Origin of the sequence: Caballeronia sp. NK8, assembly GCF_018408855.1 — a bacterium.
Classification (GTDB): domain Bacteria; phylum Pseudomonadota; class Gammaproteobacteria; order Burkholderiales; family Burkholderiaceae; genus Caballeronia.
On record NZ_AP024327.1, the window covers coordinates 102,921 to 118,310 of the forward strand.

Annotated in this window: 10 protein-coding genes and 2 pseudogenes; 5 read left to right on the plus strand and 7 right to left on the minus strand. The window is 61.0% G+C overall.

Going from position 1 to position 15,390, the window contains the following annotated elements:
• Nucleotides 1-207: 207 nt before the first annotated feature.
• The 3 genes from NK8_RS38125 to NK8_RS38135 form a co-directional block, all read right to left on the minus strand.
• The gene (locus tag NK8_RS38125) at nucleotides 208-1,686 is read right to left on the minus strand and encodes an alpha-amylase family glycosyl hydrolase (RefSeq protein ID WP_213234348.1); all 1,479 of its coding nucleotides are present in this window, start codon (nucleotides 1,684-1,686) and stop codon (nucleotides 208-210) included.
• Nucleotides 1,687-1,696: 10 nt separating this feature from the next.
• Nucleotides 1,697-4,435, minus strand: coding sequence for a glucosidase (locus NK8_RS38130; protein ID WP_213234349.1), 2,739 nt, complete (start codon nucleotides 4,433-4,435; stop codon nucleotides 1,697-1,699).
• 261 nt (nucleotides 4,436-4,696) lie between these two features.
• Nucleotides 4,697-5,914 (minus strand): FAD-dependent monooxygenase, encoded by a 1,218-nt coding sequence (locus NK8_RS38135; RefSeq protein WP_213234350.1) that lies wholly within the window; start codon nucleotides 5,912-5,914, stop codon nucleotides 4,697-4,699.
• Between the two features lie 170 nt (nucleotides 5,915-6,084).
• Between NK8_RS38135 and NK8_RS38140 the strand changes: the two genes are divergently transcribed.
• The 4 genes and pseudogenes from NK8_RS38140 to NK8_RS38155 form a co-directional block, all read left to right on the plus strand.
• A complete protein-coding gene (locus NK8_RS38140; RefSeq protein ID WP_213234351.1) occupies nucleotides 6,085-7,020 on the plus strand; it encodes a LysR family transcriptional regulator in 936 nt (311 codons plus the stop codon).
• 333 nt (nucleotides 7,021-7,353) lie between these two features.
• On the plus strand, nucleotides 7,354-7,779 hold the full coding sequence (locus NK8_RS38145; RefSeq protein ID WP_213234352.1) for a septal ring lytic transglycosylase RlpA family protein: 426 nt from the start codon (nucleotides 7,354-7,356) through the stop codon (nucleotides 7,777-7,779).
• A 157-nt stretch (nucleotides 7,780-7,936) separates the two neighbouring features.
• Nucleotides 7,937-9,604: an ABC-F family ATP-binding cassette domain-containing protein gene (locus NK8_RS38150; protein ID WP_213234353.1), complete on the plus strand. Its 1,668-nt coding sequence runs from the start codon at nucleotides 7,937-7,939 to the stop codon at nucleotides 9,602-9,604.
• 73 nt (nucleotides 9,605-9,677) lie between these two features.
• Nucleotides 9,678-9,803: pseudogene (locus NK8_RS38155) on the plus strand (aldehyde dehydrogenase family protein); the annotation flags it as partial.
• Nucleotides 9,804-9,894: 91 nt separating this feature from the next.
• Here NK8_RS38155 and NK8_RS38160 read toward each other — a convergent pair.
• Entirely contained in the window at nucleotides 9,895-10,779 is an 885-nt protein-coding gene (locus tag NK8_RS38160) for a phytanoyl-CoA dioxygenase family protein (RefSeq protein WP_213234354.1), read from the minus strand.
• A gap of 344 nt (nucleotides 10,780-11,123) precedes the next feature.
• On the opposite strand from NK8_RS38160, the gene NK8_RS38165 reads away from it, so the two are divergent.
• On the plus strand, nucleotides 11,124-13,391 hold the full coding sequence (locus NK8_RS38165; RefSeq protein WP_213234355.1) for an MEDS domain-containing protein: 2,268 nt from the start codon (nucleotides 11,124-11,126) through the stop codon (nucleotides 13,389-13,391).
• A 152-nt stretch (nucleotides 13,392-13,543) separates the two neighbouring features.
• Here the strand turns inward: NK8_RS38165 and NK8_RS43210 are convergent.
• From NK8_RS43210 to NK8_RS38175, 3 genes and pseudogenes are all read right to left on the minus strand, one after another.
• A pseudogene (locus tag NK8_RS43210) lies at nucleotides 13,544-13,684 on the minus strand (nuclear transport factor 2 family protein); the annotation flags it as partial.
• Nucleotides 13,685-13,770: 86 nt separating this feature from the next.
• Nucleotides 13,771-14,391, minus strand: a complete 621-nt coding sequence (locus NK8_RS38170; protein ID WP_213234356.1) for an NADPH-dependent F420 reductase — start codon at nucleotides 14,389-14,391, stop codon at nucleotides 13,771-13,773.
• A 200-nt stretch (nucleotides 14,392-14,591) separates the two neighbouring features.
• Nucleotides 14,592-15,326, minus strand: coding sequence for an SDR family NAD(P)-dependent oxidoreductase (locus NK8_RS38175; RefSeq protein WP_213234357.1), 735 nt, complete (start codon nucleotides 15,324-15,326; stop codon nucleotides 14,592-14,594).
• Between the last annotated feature and the right edge of the window lie 64 nt (nucleotides 15,327-15,390).

A 15,390-nucleotide genomic window follows, 5' to 3' on the forward strand; every position in this document is an offset into this window, starting at 1 on the left:
TCGAGCAGCGATTCCGCGACGCGCTCGCCTTGTGCCGTGGAACAAATGGAGTCTGACCGACCAGAAGCCTCTGTTGAGGCTTATGGAAATCTGGGTGATTCGGAGACACAACGATCGGTCCAGTTCGAAAGTCAACGCTTCCCAATTGAGTCGACGCCTGGAGTCGAGCTCTTGTAAAGCACTCGCACCCGCCTCCCCGACGTCCCTTCACGATGCAGTCAGCTCAAAGACGTGATAGCCCCAAGGCGGGAGATCCAGGTAGAGGCCGCGCGAGACGATGTCATTACCGTCGCGATCAAAACTCGCTGGCCCCATCATGTCCGTCAACCGCACCGTGCTGCCGGTCACGTCGGCAAACGGGATTCGCACATAACATTGACTCTGGTTTCCCGCGTAGTTGACGACAACGAGCCGCCGTTCGCCATCGTCCCGCTGCCAGACCCACGCGATGAAACAATCCGAGGTCCAGTTGCCCTCCCACGCCGGCACGATTTCCACAATGCTCCACCTACCGTCTCGGAAGATCGGCTGCCGCAGCACCGTCATCAAGGTCTCATAGAACCCTTGCAAGCTTGCGTCGACAGGCTCCTGTGGCGCCCGCGCCAGATGCGGCGAAATCTGTTTCCTGCAGCCCTCGAACTGACCCTGGTGAAAGAAGCGCAAGCCAGGCGAAAGAAATGTGATGATGGCGCCAGCTTCATGTTCATCGGGTTCGAAGGTCGCCGCGGCCCGGGCCTCGTCGTGGTTTTCCAGGAAGCGCGCCAGCTTCTCCTGGTAATCGAGTCCGGCATGCAGGTGCTCGCGCACCGGCCGTGCGTTCACATCGCGCAAGCGGTCGTACATCTGCTTGTCGTAGGCGTAATCGAAGCCCTGTTGGAGCATCGTCCATTCGAGATCCCAATACACTTCTGCCATGAACCGGAACTGCGGATGCTCACGTCGCACGGCCTCGATCGCCTTCGGCCAGAACGGTTCGGCGCGGATGCCCCAGGTTTGTTTGAACACGTCGGGCAAGACCAGCATGGCCATATCGCAGCGTACGCCGTCACATTGAGCGGCGATTCTTTTCAGTTCACCGATCATCGTCTGCTGCAACTCTGGATTGCCGTAGTCGAGCTGCAGCGTGTCCGGCCATCCGTCGAAATAAGGATCCCGGCCGTAGGCGAGTATCAGCGGCCCGTTCCTTGTCTGCACGCGGCAATAGTTCGACGGTGAGCGAGCCAGGTCCGACTCGTCGCCGTGCACGAAGTAGTCCGAATGCGTGTCGATCCAGTCGTGATCCGGCGCCATGTGATTGGGCACGAAGTCGAGCATCAGCTTCAATCCGCGTTGCTGCAATCGCTGCCGCAAGCGGGCGAGCGCCTCGGCGCCGCCCAGATCGCGATGAACCGTGTAGCTCCGGATAGCAAACCCGGAGCCGGCGACGTCGTCGTCCGTGAGATCCGGCAGCGTATCGGCGAATTCGCGGCGCCAGCCGGCATGAGCGCGAGAAATTGCCTGGGCCGCCGGTCCGGTCTGCCAGACGCTCAGCAACCAGACCCAGTCGAAGCCGAGTGCGGCGAGGCGATCCAGTTCGGCATCTGGAATATCGTCGAGTGTCGCGCGCCCGCCTGACGCGCGAGACAACTCAGTCAGCCAGACGCGAGTGTTGATCTGGTACAGCGCCGGGTAGCGTAGGCTGGACATGCTGCGCTCCTCATACCTTGCCGGTGTCCTCTCCGCTCACCTGCTCCCTGACGAGGTGGGACACCACGCGCCCGCGATCCGTTTCCAGCATGGTTTTGGCGTCGACGCGCCCGAACAGGTCGAGCAGCGCAGCGACCAGGCCGGTCCAGCCGGTCTGGTGACTGGCCCCGAGGCCAGCACCGTTGTCGCCGTGGAAGTACTCGTAAAACAGGATCAGGTCGCGCCAGTGCGGATCGCTCTGGAATTTTTCCGTTCCTCCGTAAACCGGCCGTTTGCCCTGGGCGTCGCGCAGGAACGTGCCGGTCAGGCGACGCTCGATTTCCTTCGCCACTTCGAAGAGCGTCATGTGTTGCCCGGAGCCGGTCGGGCATTCGACCTTGAAGTCGTCGCCAAAGAAGCTATACAGGTTCGCCAGCGCGCGGACGATCAGCAAGTTGACCGGCATCCACACCGGTCCGCGCCAGTTCGAGTTGCCGCCGAACATGCCCGTGTTCGATTCGGCCGGCAAGTACTGCACCTTGTATTCCTGTCCGGCGACGTGAATCACATACGGGTGCTCCAGGTGATACAGCGAGAGCGAACGGATGCCGTGGGGCCCCAGGAACTCCTTCTCGTCGAGCATGTAGCCGAGCACCCGTTCGAGCTTGCGCTTGTTCAGGATCGAGAGAAGCCTGCGCTCCCTGTAGCCGATGAAACCGCTATCGGTCGGGGCAACCTGCGCGATCAATTCGGGGTAGCGTTTGCGAAACTGCGCGATCATCTCCAGCAGCTTCGGATAGCGCGTGACGGACTGCGATTCGAACACCGTCGACGCGCACAGCGGCAGCAGCCCCACCAGCGACCTTATCTTCAGGCGCGTCGTCCGACCGTCGGGGAGCCGCAGCAGATCATAGAAAAAGCCATCTTCCTCGTCCCACATCTCGTCGTCGTGTTCCCCGCGTCGGTCCATCGCGTAGGCGATCCACATGAAATGCTGAACGAACTTGAAGGCGACCTCCTCGTAGAGCGGGTCGTATTCGGTCAGAATCACGGCCATCTCCAGCATGGCCTGGCAGTAGAACGCCATCCATGCGGTCCCGTCCGCCTGCTCGAGCGATCCCCCGGTCGGGAGTTGGGCGCTGCGGTCGAAAACACCGATGTTGTCGAGACCGAGAAAGCCGCCGGCGAACACATTGCGGCCCGACGGATCCTTGCGATTCACCCACCAGTTGAAATTGAGCATCAGCCCCTGAAACGAGCGTTCCAGGAAACGCGGGTCGGCCCGTCCCAGTTCTCTCTCGTACTTGTACAGCCAGAGCGTGGCGGCGGCATGCACCGGCGGATTCACGTCGCTGAAGTTCCATTCGTAGGCTGGAATCTGGCCGCTCGGGTGTACGTAGAGGCTGCGCAGCATCAGCAGCAGTTGCTCCTTCGCAAAATCGAAATCGACCTGCGCCAGGGCAATCGTATGGAAGGCCAGGTCCCAGGCCGCATACCACGGATACTCCCACTTGTCCGGCATGGAGATCACGTCGGCGTTCAGCATGTGGAACCACTCCGTGTTGCGCACGTCGCGCCGTGCGGAGTCGAGCAACGGGTGGCTCCCGTGTTCGCGCAGCCAGAGTTCGAGATCGAAGTAGTAGTATTGCTTGCCCCATAACATGCCCGACAACGCCTGGCGATGCACCCGACGCTGATCTTCGGTCAGCGATTTGGGCGTGATGCGCTCGTAGAACTCGTTCGCATCGGCGAGGCGGCTATCGAAGATCTGATCGAAGCCGCCGAAGGCGTCGTCGAGTCTGGATGACGCGAGTCGCAAGCGGATGGTCGCGCTGCCGCCGGCGGGTATGTCGCTGGTGTAATGGGCCGCGGCCTTGGTTCCCGTCCTGACTGGGTTCACGGCGTCGCGCTGTCCTGAGATGACGTAGGCGTGGAATGCGTCCTTGACGAACGGCGACGCGTTGGGCTGACCCCACAGGCGCTGCGTATTGCTTTCGTTTTCGGTGAAGAGCGTCTCCGGCGCGCCATCGCAATGGAGCCAATATTCGCCCAGCTCATGATGCATGGCCCGAATGGCGCCAGCACCCGCGTCGTGCAGGGACGGCTTGCGATTGTCCTCGCCCCAGGCCCATGTGTTGCGGAACCAGAGCGTCGGCAGGACCCGAAGCCGTGCCGCCTCCGGTCCGCGGTTGTGCACGGAAATCCGCACGAGAATGTCTTCCGGAGCGGCCTTCGCGTATTCCACGAACACGTCGAAATAACGGTCATCGTCGAAGATGCCGGTGTCGAGCAGTTCGTATTCCATCTCCTCCCGCGATCTTTTGCGGTTGGTCTCGATCAGATCCCGGTACGGATATTCCCTCTGAGGATATTTATAGAGGTACTTCATGTACGAGTGCGTGGGCGTGCTGTCGATGTAGAAGTAATACTCCTTCACGTCCTCACCATGATTGCCCTCGCTATTGGTGAGGCCGAACAGGCGCTCCTTCAATATCGCATCGTGCTCGTTCCATAGCGCGAGCGCAAAGCAGAGGCGCTGCTGGTCGTCACACAGTCCGCCGAGGCCGTCCTCGCCCCACCTGTAGGTGCGCGAACGCGAATGATCATGGGTGAAGTAATTCCAGGCGTCGCCGTTGTCACTGTAGTCTTCACGCACCGTGCCCCACTGCCTCTCGCTAAGGTAGGGCCCCCATTTCTTCCACGGTACTTGTGCCTCACGCGAGTCGTTCAGGCGCTTTTGTTCCACCACATCGACGATTACCGGGTTCATGCTGGTTCTCCGTCACGGCTGAATAAACTCGGCTTGACGCAACGCGTGAGAGCCGGCGAGTGCTGCGTCGGCGATCAGCATGGTCGATCCCTACAAGTGTAGTTTGTGCGTGTCGGGGAATGCGAGTTTCGGTCGGGCTCCGAAACTCGCACCGCGGCGGCTACGATTGCACGGCGCCACAGTCACGGCGACCACGGCAGGCATGCAACGACCCTCGAGGAGTTGGAATAGCTGTCCAGGCGTCAGCGCGAGGAGCGCAGTTCAAAGCCAGGTGCCGCCCTGGCGTTCGGTCGGCTCTTGTTCAAGAGCGTCGAAATCGTGAATCCAGTCCAGATGATGCAGCAGGCTGTCGCGCGCGCGAAGGCGGGCGTTGCGCGCCGTCGCCTCGGCTCCGTCCGGCAGATGCAACACGTCAGCCGTCGATATTGACGCGTATTGCACCTTGCGCGTGCGGCCACGGCGCAAGCGCTCGTAGGCCTCCTGCGCCTCACGCCAGCGGCCCGGGCCCGCCTTGGCCAGTTGCGCGGCCAGCACGACGGCATCTTCGATCGACTGATTGGCGCCTTGGCCGTGGTGTGGCACGAGCGCATGCGCGGCATCGCCGATGAGCGTTACGCGGCCCTTGCTCCAGCGCCCGAGCGGCGGACGATGGAACAGACCCCAGCGCTGGCTGATGGGCACCGCTGTGATCATCTGCACCACGGCGGGATGCCAGCCCTTGAACAGGCGCAACTGCTCACCCTCGCTCGCCGACGTGACCCACTCGCGCGATGACCACGGTGACGGATGGCGCTCGACAAGCAGAAAGTTCTGGTCGCCGTTGTCGCCGATCGGATAGTGAAGCAGATGTCCCTGCGGACCGACCCAGAACTGAATGGCCTCGGGATCGGGCAGGAGATCCATGCCGCCGGCCGGCACCACGCCACGAAAACCCGAGCAGCCCGAATACAGGGCGTCGTCGTAACCGAGCATCCAGCGGCGCGTGATCGAGCGTGCACCGTCCGCGCCGATCACCAGGTCGGCGTCGATCTGCCGTCCATTGGCGAAACTCAGACACACACGATCCGGATGCTGCACGAGATCGGTCAGTCGATGGCTGAGATTGATGCGTTCGATGCCGACGGCTCGCGACAGCACGGCCTGCAGATCCGCGCGATGCACGCCCCAATACGAACCGCCGAACTGCTGGCGATAGCTCGGTTCGCCACGATGCTGTCCGATCACTTCGCCGCTGCGCCCGTCCCGATAGATCAGCGCGGGTATTTCAGCGCATACCGCATCGAACGCTGCACGCAGTCCCATCCGCTCATAAAACCGCGTCGCATTCGCCGACAGCGCGACGGCCGCTCCGACCTCGCGAAGCTCGTCGGTCTGCTCGTACAACTGCGCGTCGATACCATATTCCCGCAATGCGAGCGCGAGGGTCAGGCCGCCGATGCCAGCACCGACGATTGCGATCTTCAGATCCAGCTGTTCCATGGGGTGTCTCCGATATTCAGATTGTGTCGTTGGCCGGCGCGGCATGCGTCCTCTAATGAAATGGGATGTGTGCGCCTTGTCCGAATTCTCGTCACTGCCCGTCCATTCCACAATAAAATGAGGGAAATCTGCTTCATCACTGGAATCAATGATGGCGAGGGGCCGAAATCATGGAACTGAGTGAAGTTGATCTCAATCTGCTGCTGCTTTTCCAACGGTTAATGCAGGAGCGGCGCGTGGCGACGGTGGCCGAGCAGATGAACATGAGCCAGCCCGGCGTCAGCAACGCGCTGGCCAAACTGCGTCGTCTGCTCGGTGATCCACTGTTTGTGCGTGCGCCGGGGGGCGTGGTGCCCACGCCATTCGCGATCCGTCTGGCAGAGCCCGTTTCTCATGCGCTCTCGACGCTGCATGCCGCACTCAATCCCCAGACGGGTTTCGATGCGCTGCGTGTCACGCGCAAGGTAACGATCGGGATGACGGATATAGGTGAAGTTGTGTTTCTGCCCGCGTTGGTCGAGCGACTGTCGCGCGAGGCGCCAGGCATCGCGCTTAATACCGTTCGCGACACGAGCGTTAATCTGGGCAACGAGATGGCCGAGGGCCGGGTCGATCTTGCAATCGGCCTGCTGCCACAACTCAAAGGCGGCTTCTATCAGCGCCGCCTGTTCGATCAGCGGTATGTCTGTCTGTTCAGACGCGGCCATGCGCTCGAAGACGCGCCGCTCACGCTCGCTGCCTGGCGAAAAGCCGAGCATCTGGTGGTGGTCTCCGCCGGTACTGGACACGGTCAGGTCGACGATTGGCTGAAACGGCGAGGCGTGCAGCGCCGCGTTCGATTGACGGTGCCGCACTTCATGAGCGTCGGCTACATTCTGCAACGCACCGATCTGATTGCCACGGTGCCGGAACGATTGGCCCTGCAACTGGCAGCGCCGTTCTCATTGAGCCTGCGCGCATTGCCCTCGACGTTGCCCGAGGCTCCGATCCATTTGCTCTGGCATGCGCGAGTTCATCAAGACGAGGGCAATCGATGGCTGCGCAACGTGGTGATCGACCTGTTCGCGGACTCGGAGACGCCAGCGCGGAGAACGAAGTCCGTGTAATCAGGTTTGTGGTTCGATCGAGACATCAGGTCCAGCGACCTGATCGAGGCACGTCTCTGTGTCCCTTCTCGTCTATTGTGCAGACAATACAAATGTCCCGACGCTTCAATACCAGCCGGAGTTCGCTGGTCGCCAAGGCAATTTCCAGACTAAAACGGCCTGAAAACTGCGAGGGGGTAGTCGCCCCAGGCACTCGCGCTTTGCAACATCGATAAGGCTGAGGTCGTCGAAAGGGCGCTACTTGTATGAATCCGGCAAGATGACGAGGAGCAGAAAATGAACGCTGGTCGAATCGGTCCGTGCTTAGTTCTGATTCCGCTTCTGACGTGCTGCATGAGCACAGCGCTCCGTGCGGAAGAAAAGATTGCTCCGAGCCAGGCCGAGCATCGAGCGGCAAGCGGCGCGCATCTGGACCACTCAGGTCGAGCCAGAAAGGGCGAAGCTTCGTATTACAGCCGCAAGTTCTACAAGAAGAAGATGGCCGATGGCTCGCGAATGAACCCGCAGTCCAACGTGGCAGCGAGCAAGACGCTTCCGCTTGGCACCAAGGCTCGCGTAACGAACCTGGAGAATGGCAGCAGCGATGTCGTCGAGATCAAGGATCGCGGTCCGTACGCGAAAGATCGCATCGTCGATGTGTCGCCGCAGACCGCGGATAAGCTCGGTCTCAAGAAAGATGGCACGGCTCCGGTTGAAGTAAAACCGCTCGAGGTTCCGCAAGCCGACGGATCCGTCAAGCGCACTTCAGATGTGAAGTGAGCGCGAGTTCTCGAGGAGCCCGCGTCCTATACGCATCGCGCTTTGCGGGCCGGTGGGCGCCGCAAATCGCAGCTTACCTGCGCTCTTGCGGCTGGAAAAGCGACAGGCCTGTACGTCGGTTGGGCTATCATGCCTTTCCTCTCTGAAGTAGCTCCCTATGATTTCCGTCCGTAATGTCACGCTGCGTCGCGGCGTCAATGTCGTGCTCGACCGCGCGTCCGTCACCTTCACCCCCGGCGAAAAGATTGGCCTGGTTGGCCGCAATGGGGCCGGCAAGTCATCCTTCTTCGGTCTTCTCAACGGCACGCTGCACGAGGACGGAGGCGAGTTCTCGATTCCAGCTGCGTGGAAGATGGGCCAGGTTGCACAGGAGATGCCGGAGACCGAGCAGAGCGCGACCGACTTCGTTGTCGAGGGTGACACCGTGCTGCTGGCCGCGCAGGCCGAAGTAGCAGCCGCCGAGGCCAGTGACGATGGCATGCGCATGGCGCACGCCTACATGGACCTACACGACGCTGGGGCGCACGATGCTCCGGCACGCGCCCAGGCGCTGATCCTGGGCCTTGGTTTCAGTGATGCGCAGCTTAGCCAGCCGGTCAACAGTTTCTCCGGTGGCTGGCGCATGCGACTGCAACTGGCGCGCGCGCTCATGTGCCCGTCCGACTTGCTGCTGCTCGACGAACCGACCAATCACCTTGACCTCGACGCGCTGGTCTGGCTGGAAGCGTGGCTCAAGCGCTATCAGGGAACCTTGGTCGTGATCAGCCACGATCGCGAATTCCTTGATGCGGTGACGCAGGTCACGGTGCACGTCGACAACGCCAAGCTCGTGCGCTATGGCGGCAATTACAGCAAGTTCGAAGACATGCGCGCCGAGCAGCTCGTGTTGCAGCAGGCGGCGATGGCCAAACAGGTGGAAAAAATCGCCCATCTGCAAAAATTCATTGACCGTTTCAAGGCGAAGGCCTCGAAGGCGAAGCAGGCGCAGAGCCGGGTCAAGGCGCTCGAACGCATGGAAAAGATCGCACCCGTGCTTGCCGACGCAGAGTTCAGCTTCGAGTTCAAGGAACCGCTCAACGTCCCGAACCCGCTCTTATCGATGCTGGATGCGACCTTCGGCTATCCGGCGCCGGCCGACGCACAGCCGGGCACGCCGCCGACGGTCATCGTGCGGGGTATCAACCGATCCGTGCTCGCCGGGCAGCGCATTGGCATTCTCGGTGCCAACGGCCAGGGCAAGTCCACGCTGGTGAAGACGGTGGCGCACGAGCTGGCGCCGATTGCCGGCGAAATCAGCGAAGGCAAAGGCCTTAACATCGGCTACTTCGCACAGCAGGAACTCGACGTGTTGCGTCCACTGGACACGCCGATGGAACACATGATCCGCCTTGCCAAGGACACGCCGGCGCACATGCGTGCGCCCGGCCAGAGTGGCACCGAACAATCGCTTCGCACTTTTCTCGGCAGCTTCAACTTCAGTGGCGACATGGTCCATCAGGCGGTCGGCACCATGAGCGGCGGCGAAAAGGCGCGGCTCGTGTTGTGCATGATCGTGTGGCAGCGTCCGAACCTGCTGCTGCTCGACGAGCCTACGAACCATCTCGACCTGGCCACACGCGAAGCGCTCGGCATGGCACTCAACGAATTCGAAGGCACAGTGATGCTGGTCAGTCACGACCGGTCCCTGCTGCGCGCAGTGTGTGACGAGTTCTGGCTCGTCACCAAGGGTGGGGTCGAGCCCTTCGACGGTGATCTGGACGATTACCAGCAGTTCCTGCGCGACGAAGCCCGCCGCCTGCGTGAGCAGGCTGCGGGGGAACAGTAGGTCATCATCTGAGTTGCGCTCCGGCAGTTCGACTTTGAGAGCGGTCATGATCAACGCCACGGCGAAGTGACGGCAGCGGGTCGAGGGCGCGACGATGGAACTCGGCGGCCATGCGCCGGTTATCGTCGCGGAAGACGCGGATGTCGAACTCGCGGTGAACCCGCTTATCGCAAAGTCATGCTGCGCTCTTATCGAATAGATTGGCTGACGAGCCTCGAATCGGAGAAACCGACTGAGGCGATGATTGCGTTCGAGGAATGGTCGACGCGAAATCCCGGGCAGAGTGAACGCTAACGCGAGATTTCTCCGCGGTATAACTCCGGATGCTCGTTCTCGAAACGAGCGCTGCGACGCTCATAAGTCGTCGAGCGCCAGTCATACTTCTCCGCCGTTGCATCGTTTAAATCAGAGAAGCGGAAAATCTGCACGGAACGCCCGAAGTCCGCCGACGTGTTCGGTATCGATCGATGGCACAGCAAGCTGTCGAACAGCGAAACGTCGCCAACATCCCACATATATTGCTTACGCGGAAAGTCCTTCATCAACTGCTCGCCATCGACCACCCGGAATGAACCGTTCTCGTTGCGTTCGTTGTGCAGCACCCCGAGTCGGTGCGATCCGGGCCAGTACTCCAGCCCACCGACATTAGGAAATGGCTTGGAAAGCCCGATGTAAAGGGTGGTTTGCCGTGGCGATTGCATCAGATATTGGTAATCCTGATGAATCGGTAAATTGTAGCGATGAAACTCTTCGCCCGGCATGAAGAAGTGCAAGGTGTCGCCGGCCTGCGGCGTCGCCAGGACCGCCTCTTCGCCATATACGCGTTCGAGCAGCTTCGTGACGAATTCCGCAAACTTCAGGCGATTTCCCGCGACGAATTTGTTCTGTTGCGTGCCCATATCCGCGACGATCCTTCCGTCGAGCGGTGCGAATCCCTTCAAGCGCGCAAGGAGCACGCCGATGTCTTCGTCGGCTTCGACTGATTGATCGTATCTCGCGAAAATACGCGTGAAGAGAAAGCGGATTGCGCCAAGATAGCGTTGGAAGTCGGCGTCGCCAGCCAGCAAGCCCGGCATGACGACGATACCGTGTTGCGCGTAGCATTCCCCGAGTTCGTCGAGGTTACTGGCGATGTCAGCCGGTTTGAGTCCCGGGAATTCCCATGGTTGCCGCATAGATTTCACTCTCACGAAATGAATGACGTGAGTATGGGCCTCCGTCCGGGGTGGCGATCCATCAAACAGACGTGGTTTTTCCGCTTAAATCGAAACTGACGGTGCCTGACACCTTAATTGGAGCAGATCCCCATGATCGGCTCCCTGGCGTTCAAGTCAGACCTCGACAGCCGATAAGGGCATATAGAACAAGCGGAGGTGAGCCGAGCACGTATATCATTGCGATTGGCCGCAACGCCTGCTCCGCGCGCAGCACCGATATGCCTCCAAACAAGCACCGTTCGAAAATGGAAGACATTAGAAACGATTCCGCGCAAACACACGCGCCCTCCGGGATTGCAACAATGCCCTTCCTCGTGTGGGGAAGCCATATCGGTCAGCTTTTCGACTCGGCTACCGACCTGCGCGATATGCTCGTGCCTTATTTTCGTGCAGGCCTCTTGAACAACGAGCGCTGCCTCTGGGTCACGGACGGTACCTTCGGCGTCGAAGACGCCCGCGCCGCATTGCGTGAAGCCGTGCCCGACCTCGACGACCGCGAGCGGAGAGGGCAGATCGAGATCTCGGACAGCAGCGCCTTTTATGATCCGGCGCAGCCGCTACGTCCACGCAGCCTGGTGGAAGGACTCGTACATCGCGAGCGCGAGGCGCTCGCTGCGGGCTACCGTGGCGTGCGGACGAATGGCAATTGCGCATGGGTTAAAAGCGCTCAGTGGAATAGCTTCCTCGAGTACGAAACGGGCGTACAGGAAGCCGTTCAGGGCCGGCGCCTCATTTGCATGTGCAGCTATCGGCACGATCTTATCGATGAACCACAAGTGAACGACGTGGTTCAACGGCATCATCTTCTGCTCCAGAGCCCATTCGCACGCCCGTCAACCGCAGACCGCCCGGTGGGCCAACCGATTGACATGACAGATGGCGATCCCGATCCCGCCAAGCTGATCGCTCTGTTAAACGAGGATCTGGCCGCCAGCAGGGCGCTCCATGACCTGTCGCTCCATATGCTCGTCGAACAGGAGCCTTCGGCTCTGTATGGGCGCATTGTCGAGGCGGCGAGACAGTTGCTTGGATCGGATTTCGCCAGCCTGCAGATGCTTTCGGGCGGCACAGGCGAAATGCTGCAGCTCGAACTGATCGCCCACTGCGGTTTTACGCTGACGGCGGCGACGCACTGGCGCAAGGTGTTTATCGACTCAACTACGAGTTGCGGCGTCGCGTTGGCGACAGGCAAGCGTGTCATCATCGATGACGTCGAGACGTGCGACCTTCTGGTCGATACAACGGATCTGCTGGTCTTTCGCGAAACCGGGATTCGCGCGATGCAGACCACACCCTTGCGTGCTCGCGACGGAGTGCTGATCGGCATGTTGTCGACGCACTGGGGCCATGCATATGAACCAAACGTTCGCCAGCTTCAGCTGCTGGATATCCTGGCGCGTGAGGCGGCCGGCCTCATCGCCCGTATGCGTGACGAAGCGCGTTTGCGGGAAAGCGAAGCCCGATTGCAGCATATGGATCAGATGAAAGAACAGTTTCTCGCGACGCTCGCGCATGAACTGCGGAATCCGCTGGCTCCGATCCGTAATGGGCTTCAAGTCTTGCGTCAGAACCAGACCTCAGCGGGCGCCGGCGCGGTCTTCGATATGCTCGATCGCCAGATCGAGCATATGGTGCGGCTGGTGGATGACCTGATGGAAGTCGCCCGCATCAACACGGGTACGATCCAGTTGCGTCGACAACCAATCGATGTGGCAACAGTGCTCGAGGCCGCGATCGAGCTAAGTCGTACTGCTGTCGAGAGCGCGGGACATGCGCTGAAAGTCGATCTGCCGACCGACGCACTTACTGTCGACGGCGACGAGGTCCGGCTTGCTCAGGTCTTCTCTAACCTGGTCAACAATGCAGCCAAGTACACGCCGGCTGGCGGACGAATCGACATTACGATAGCGCGCACAGGCAGCTGCGCCGAGATCAGGATCTCGGATACAGGGGCTGGATTCTCGCCCGAAGAGCAATCGTTATTGTTCGTGCCGTTTTCCCGGCTGCAGCCGGCGACTTATCGAGATGGCCTCGGCGTGGGACTGGCGCTCGCGAAAAAGCTGGTCGAGTTGCACGGCGGATCGATCTGTGCGAACAGCGATGGCCGCGACAAAGGAAGCTGCTTTACCGTTTCGCTGCCCGTTCACGAAGCAGCACGCCGGCACCCGCCTGCTGGCCGCGACGCCGGACTGGAGGGCTTTGCAGGACTCAGAGTGGCAGTCGTGGATGACAACCACGACGCGGCCGACAGTCTCGGTGAGCTTCTTCGTGTGATCGGCTGCGACGCTGCGGTCTACTACGACGGCGCCGGTGCACTGGACGCCCTTGAGAAGTCCACGCCCGCAGTCGCCTTCATTGACCTCGGCATGCCTGGTATGGATGGGTACGAACTGGCACGACGATTCCGCGCACGAGTCGCTTCCGACAACGTCCAACTAGTCGCGCTGACCGGGTGGGGGCAACCGGAAGATCGGGCTCGAAGCGCGCAAGCGGGATTTGACTTACACCTGACCAAACCAATCAGCATGTCGCGCCTCAACGAGGTGTTGCGAGGCAGTAGCGCCATGTGAAAAGCGCGGCGCGAACATTGCCCGGCCCTTGAAGGGCGGTGACAATATGCGCCTGGTTCTGCTGTGCGCAAGCATCGAGATACGGAACCAGTTTCGCCCTTGTCTGGCAGGACACGCGCACGACCGACCTGTTGAGCGAGTTCAAGCAGGCGGGTGCCGGCCAGCGGCCAGTCTTTGCCCGGAATGATCCACTCAATATCTTCGGCGGACAACTCCAGCAGACCTTGCTCAACGCCGCGGCCCAATGCAGCTAAAAAATCCTTAACAGTCTGGACATTCTCTTCGATGCTCATCTCGGTCTCTCCAATTCCGTTACCTCAGAAGGTGTCGATCTGTTCATGCATTGCGGAACCGCCAGTGAAGCCGCGGTGTCGGTGATTCAGCCAATTTTCACGTTCATGGCCAAGTCCCAGGTGCCGGCGCCATTCTTGGCCAAGCCGATCATCATCAGGCCGAGCGCCTCAAGCGCATGAGCCATTTGCAGACCGCCGACATCGAACGGACGAAGTCCGAGACTCTCGACGAAGGCCGAAACGCGCGCCTTCGCCTGCGCATCGTCTGCAGCGATGAACGCGTCGAGGCAGCCGCCCCGAGCAAGGACGTGGCCAAAGACGGTGTTGAACGCCTTCACGACATGCGCGCCGGAGGGGAGGCTGCTGGCGGTCTCCCGCGCGCCGGAACTGCCGTGAGGCGTGACGAGGCCCGAGAGATCGGGAGCAACGGGGTTGGTGATATCGACTATCACCTTGCCATCGAGTGTGTTTCCAAAGTCGGCGACCACCGCCGACAAGCCGGAATACGGCACGGCTAGAATGACGATGTCGCCCGCTGGCGGGGCACCATACGTCCCGGTGGTCACTTTGTCTGTGAGCTTGTCGGCCAGCGCCCGCGCCTTGGCGGGGTCGCGACTGACCACTTCGACGTTGTGTCCCGCCCTGTCGGCACGGCCGGCGATCGCTGCGGCCATGCTTCCTGACCCGATGATGCTGATAATGCTCATGGCAAGTTTCCTCATAAGTTTCAGTGTTGTTGATGGCTGGTAAACAAGGTCAACCCCTGGGTGGCCCATCAGCGTCGCGCAATGAGAACATCTACGAGTTCCAGGGACGAGCGGGGCCTATCCCTCAAACGATCTGCCCGCAGATTCACCGCCAATGCGCCGCTCCGGATAAACGCGTAGAGCGCCGCGGACATGGCGCGTCAGAGTTGCGCAAGACCGCCGTCAACGGCGACTTCGCTGGCCGTCATGAAGCTGCTGTCCGGCGATGCGAGAAAGGCGGCCACCGCCCCGATCTCCGCCGGATCGGCCATGCGCCGGAGCGGAGTCATCGAGGCGAAGAGCTTCTGGCCTTCCTCGCCTAGCGCTTCCTTGGCCAGTTCGGTCGCCGTTGCTCCCGGCGACAGCACGTTCACCCGGATGCCGGTGCCTTTCAAATCCTCCGCCCAGGTCCGCGCGAGGTTACGGACCGCCGCCTTGCTCGCGCTGTATGCGCTCATCGCCGGGGCGCCTGTGGTGCCGGCGCTCGATCCGGTCAGGATGATCGAGCCGCCCTCGCTCATCAGCGGTAACGCTTTCTGGACCGTAAAGATCGTTCCCTTCACATTGGTGTCGAAGGTTTCGTCGATGTGCTCGGCGGTGATCTTGCCGAGCGGAAGTGAGCTTCCTGCCCCGGCATTGGCGAATACGATGTCAAGTGCTCGCCGCTCGGCCTTCACCGCCGCGTAGAGTCGGTCGAGGTCGGCCTGATCGGAGACCGAACCCTTCACCGCGCGGGCGTTGGGCCCGAGGTCGGCCAGAGCGGCGTCGAGCGCTTCCTGCCTGCGGCCGAAGATGAATACGAAGGCCCCTTCTTCGATAAAGCGCTTCGCTGCGGCGCGGCCGATGCCAGTAGCGCCACCGGTGATTACAGCGGTCTTTCCATCCAGTCTGTTCATGACATGCATCCTTCGAAACAAAAGTGACAGTCACGATTCTGGACCGCTTGCGTCATGAGGCCAA

Bases quoted from the DNA above. Each gene is read 5' to 3' on its own strand.
- NK8_RS38125 (WP_213234348.1), bottom strand. From the start codon at position 1,686: ATGTCCAGCCTACGCTACCCGGCGCTGTACCAGATCAACACTCGCGTC.
- NK8_RS38130 (WP_213234349.1), bottom strand. From the start codon at position 4,435: ATGAACCCGGTAATCGTCGATGTGGTGGAACAAAAGCGCCTGAACGAC.
- NK8_RS38135 (WP_213234350.1), bottom strand. From the start codon at position 5,914: ATGGAACAGCTGGATCTGAAGATCGCAATCGTCGGTGCTGGCATCGGC.
- NK8_RS38140 (WP_213234351.1), top strand. From the start codon at position 6,085: ATGGAACTGAGTGAAGTTGATCTCAATCTGCTGCTGCTTTTCCAACGG.
- NK8_RS38145 (WP_213234352.1), top strand. From the start codon at position 7,354: ATGAGCACAGCGCTCCGTGCGGAAGAAAAGATTGCTCCGAGCCAGGCC.
- NK8_RS38150 (WP_213234353.1), top strand. From the start codon at position 7,937: ATGATTTCCGTCCGTAATGTCACGCTGCGTCGCGGCGTCAATGTCGTG.
- NK8_RS38160 (WP_213234354.1), bottom strand. From the start codon at position 10,779: ATGCGGCAACCATGGGAATTCCCGGGACTCAAACCGGCTGACATCGCC.
- NK8_RS38165 (WP_213234355.1), top strand. From the start codon at position 11,124: ATGCCCTTCCTCGTGTGGGGAAGCCATATCGGTCAGCTTTTCGACTCG.
- NK8_RS38170 (WP_213234356.1), bottom strand. From the start codon at position 14,391: ATGAGCATTATCAGCATCATCGGGTCAGGAAGCATGGCCGCAGCGATC.
- NK8_RS38175 (WP_213234357.1), bottom strand. From the start codon at position 15,326: ATGAACAGACTGGATGGAAAGACCGCTGTAATCACCGGTGGCGCTACT.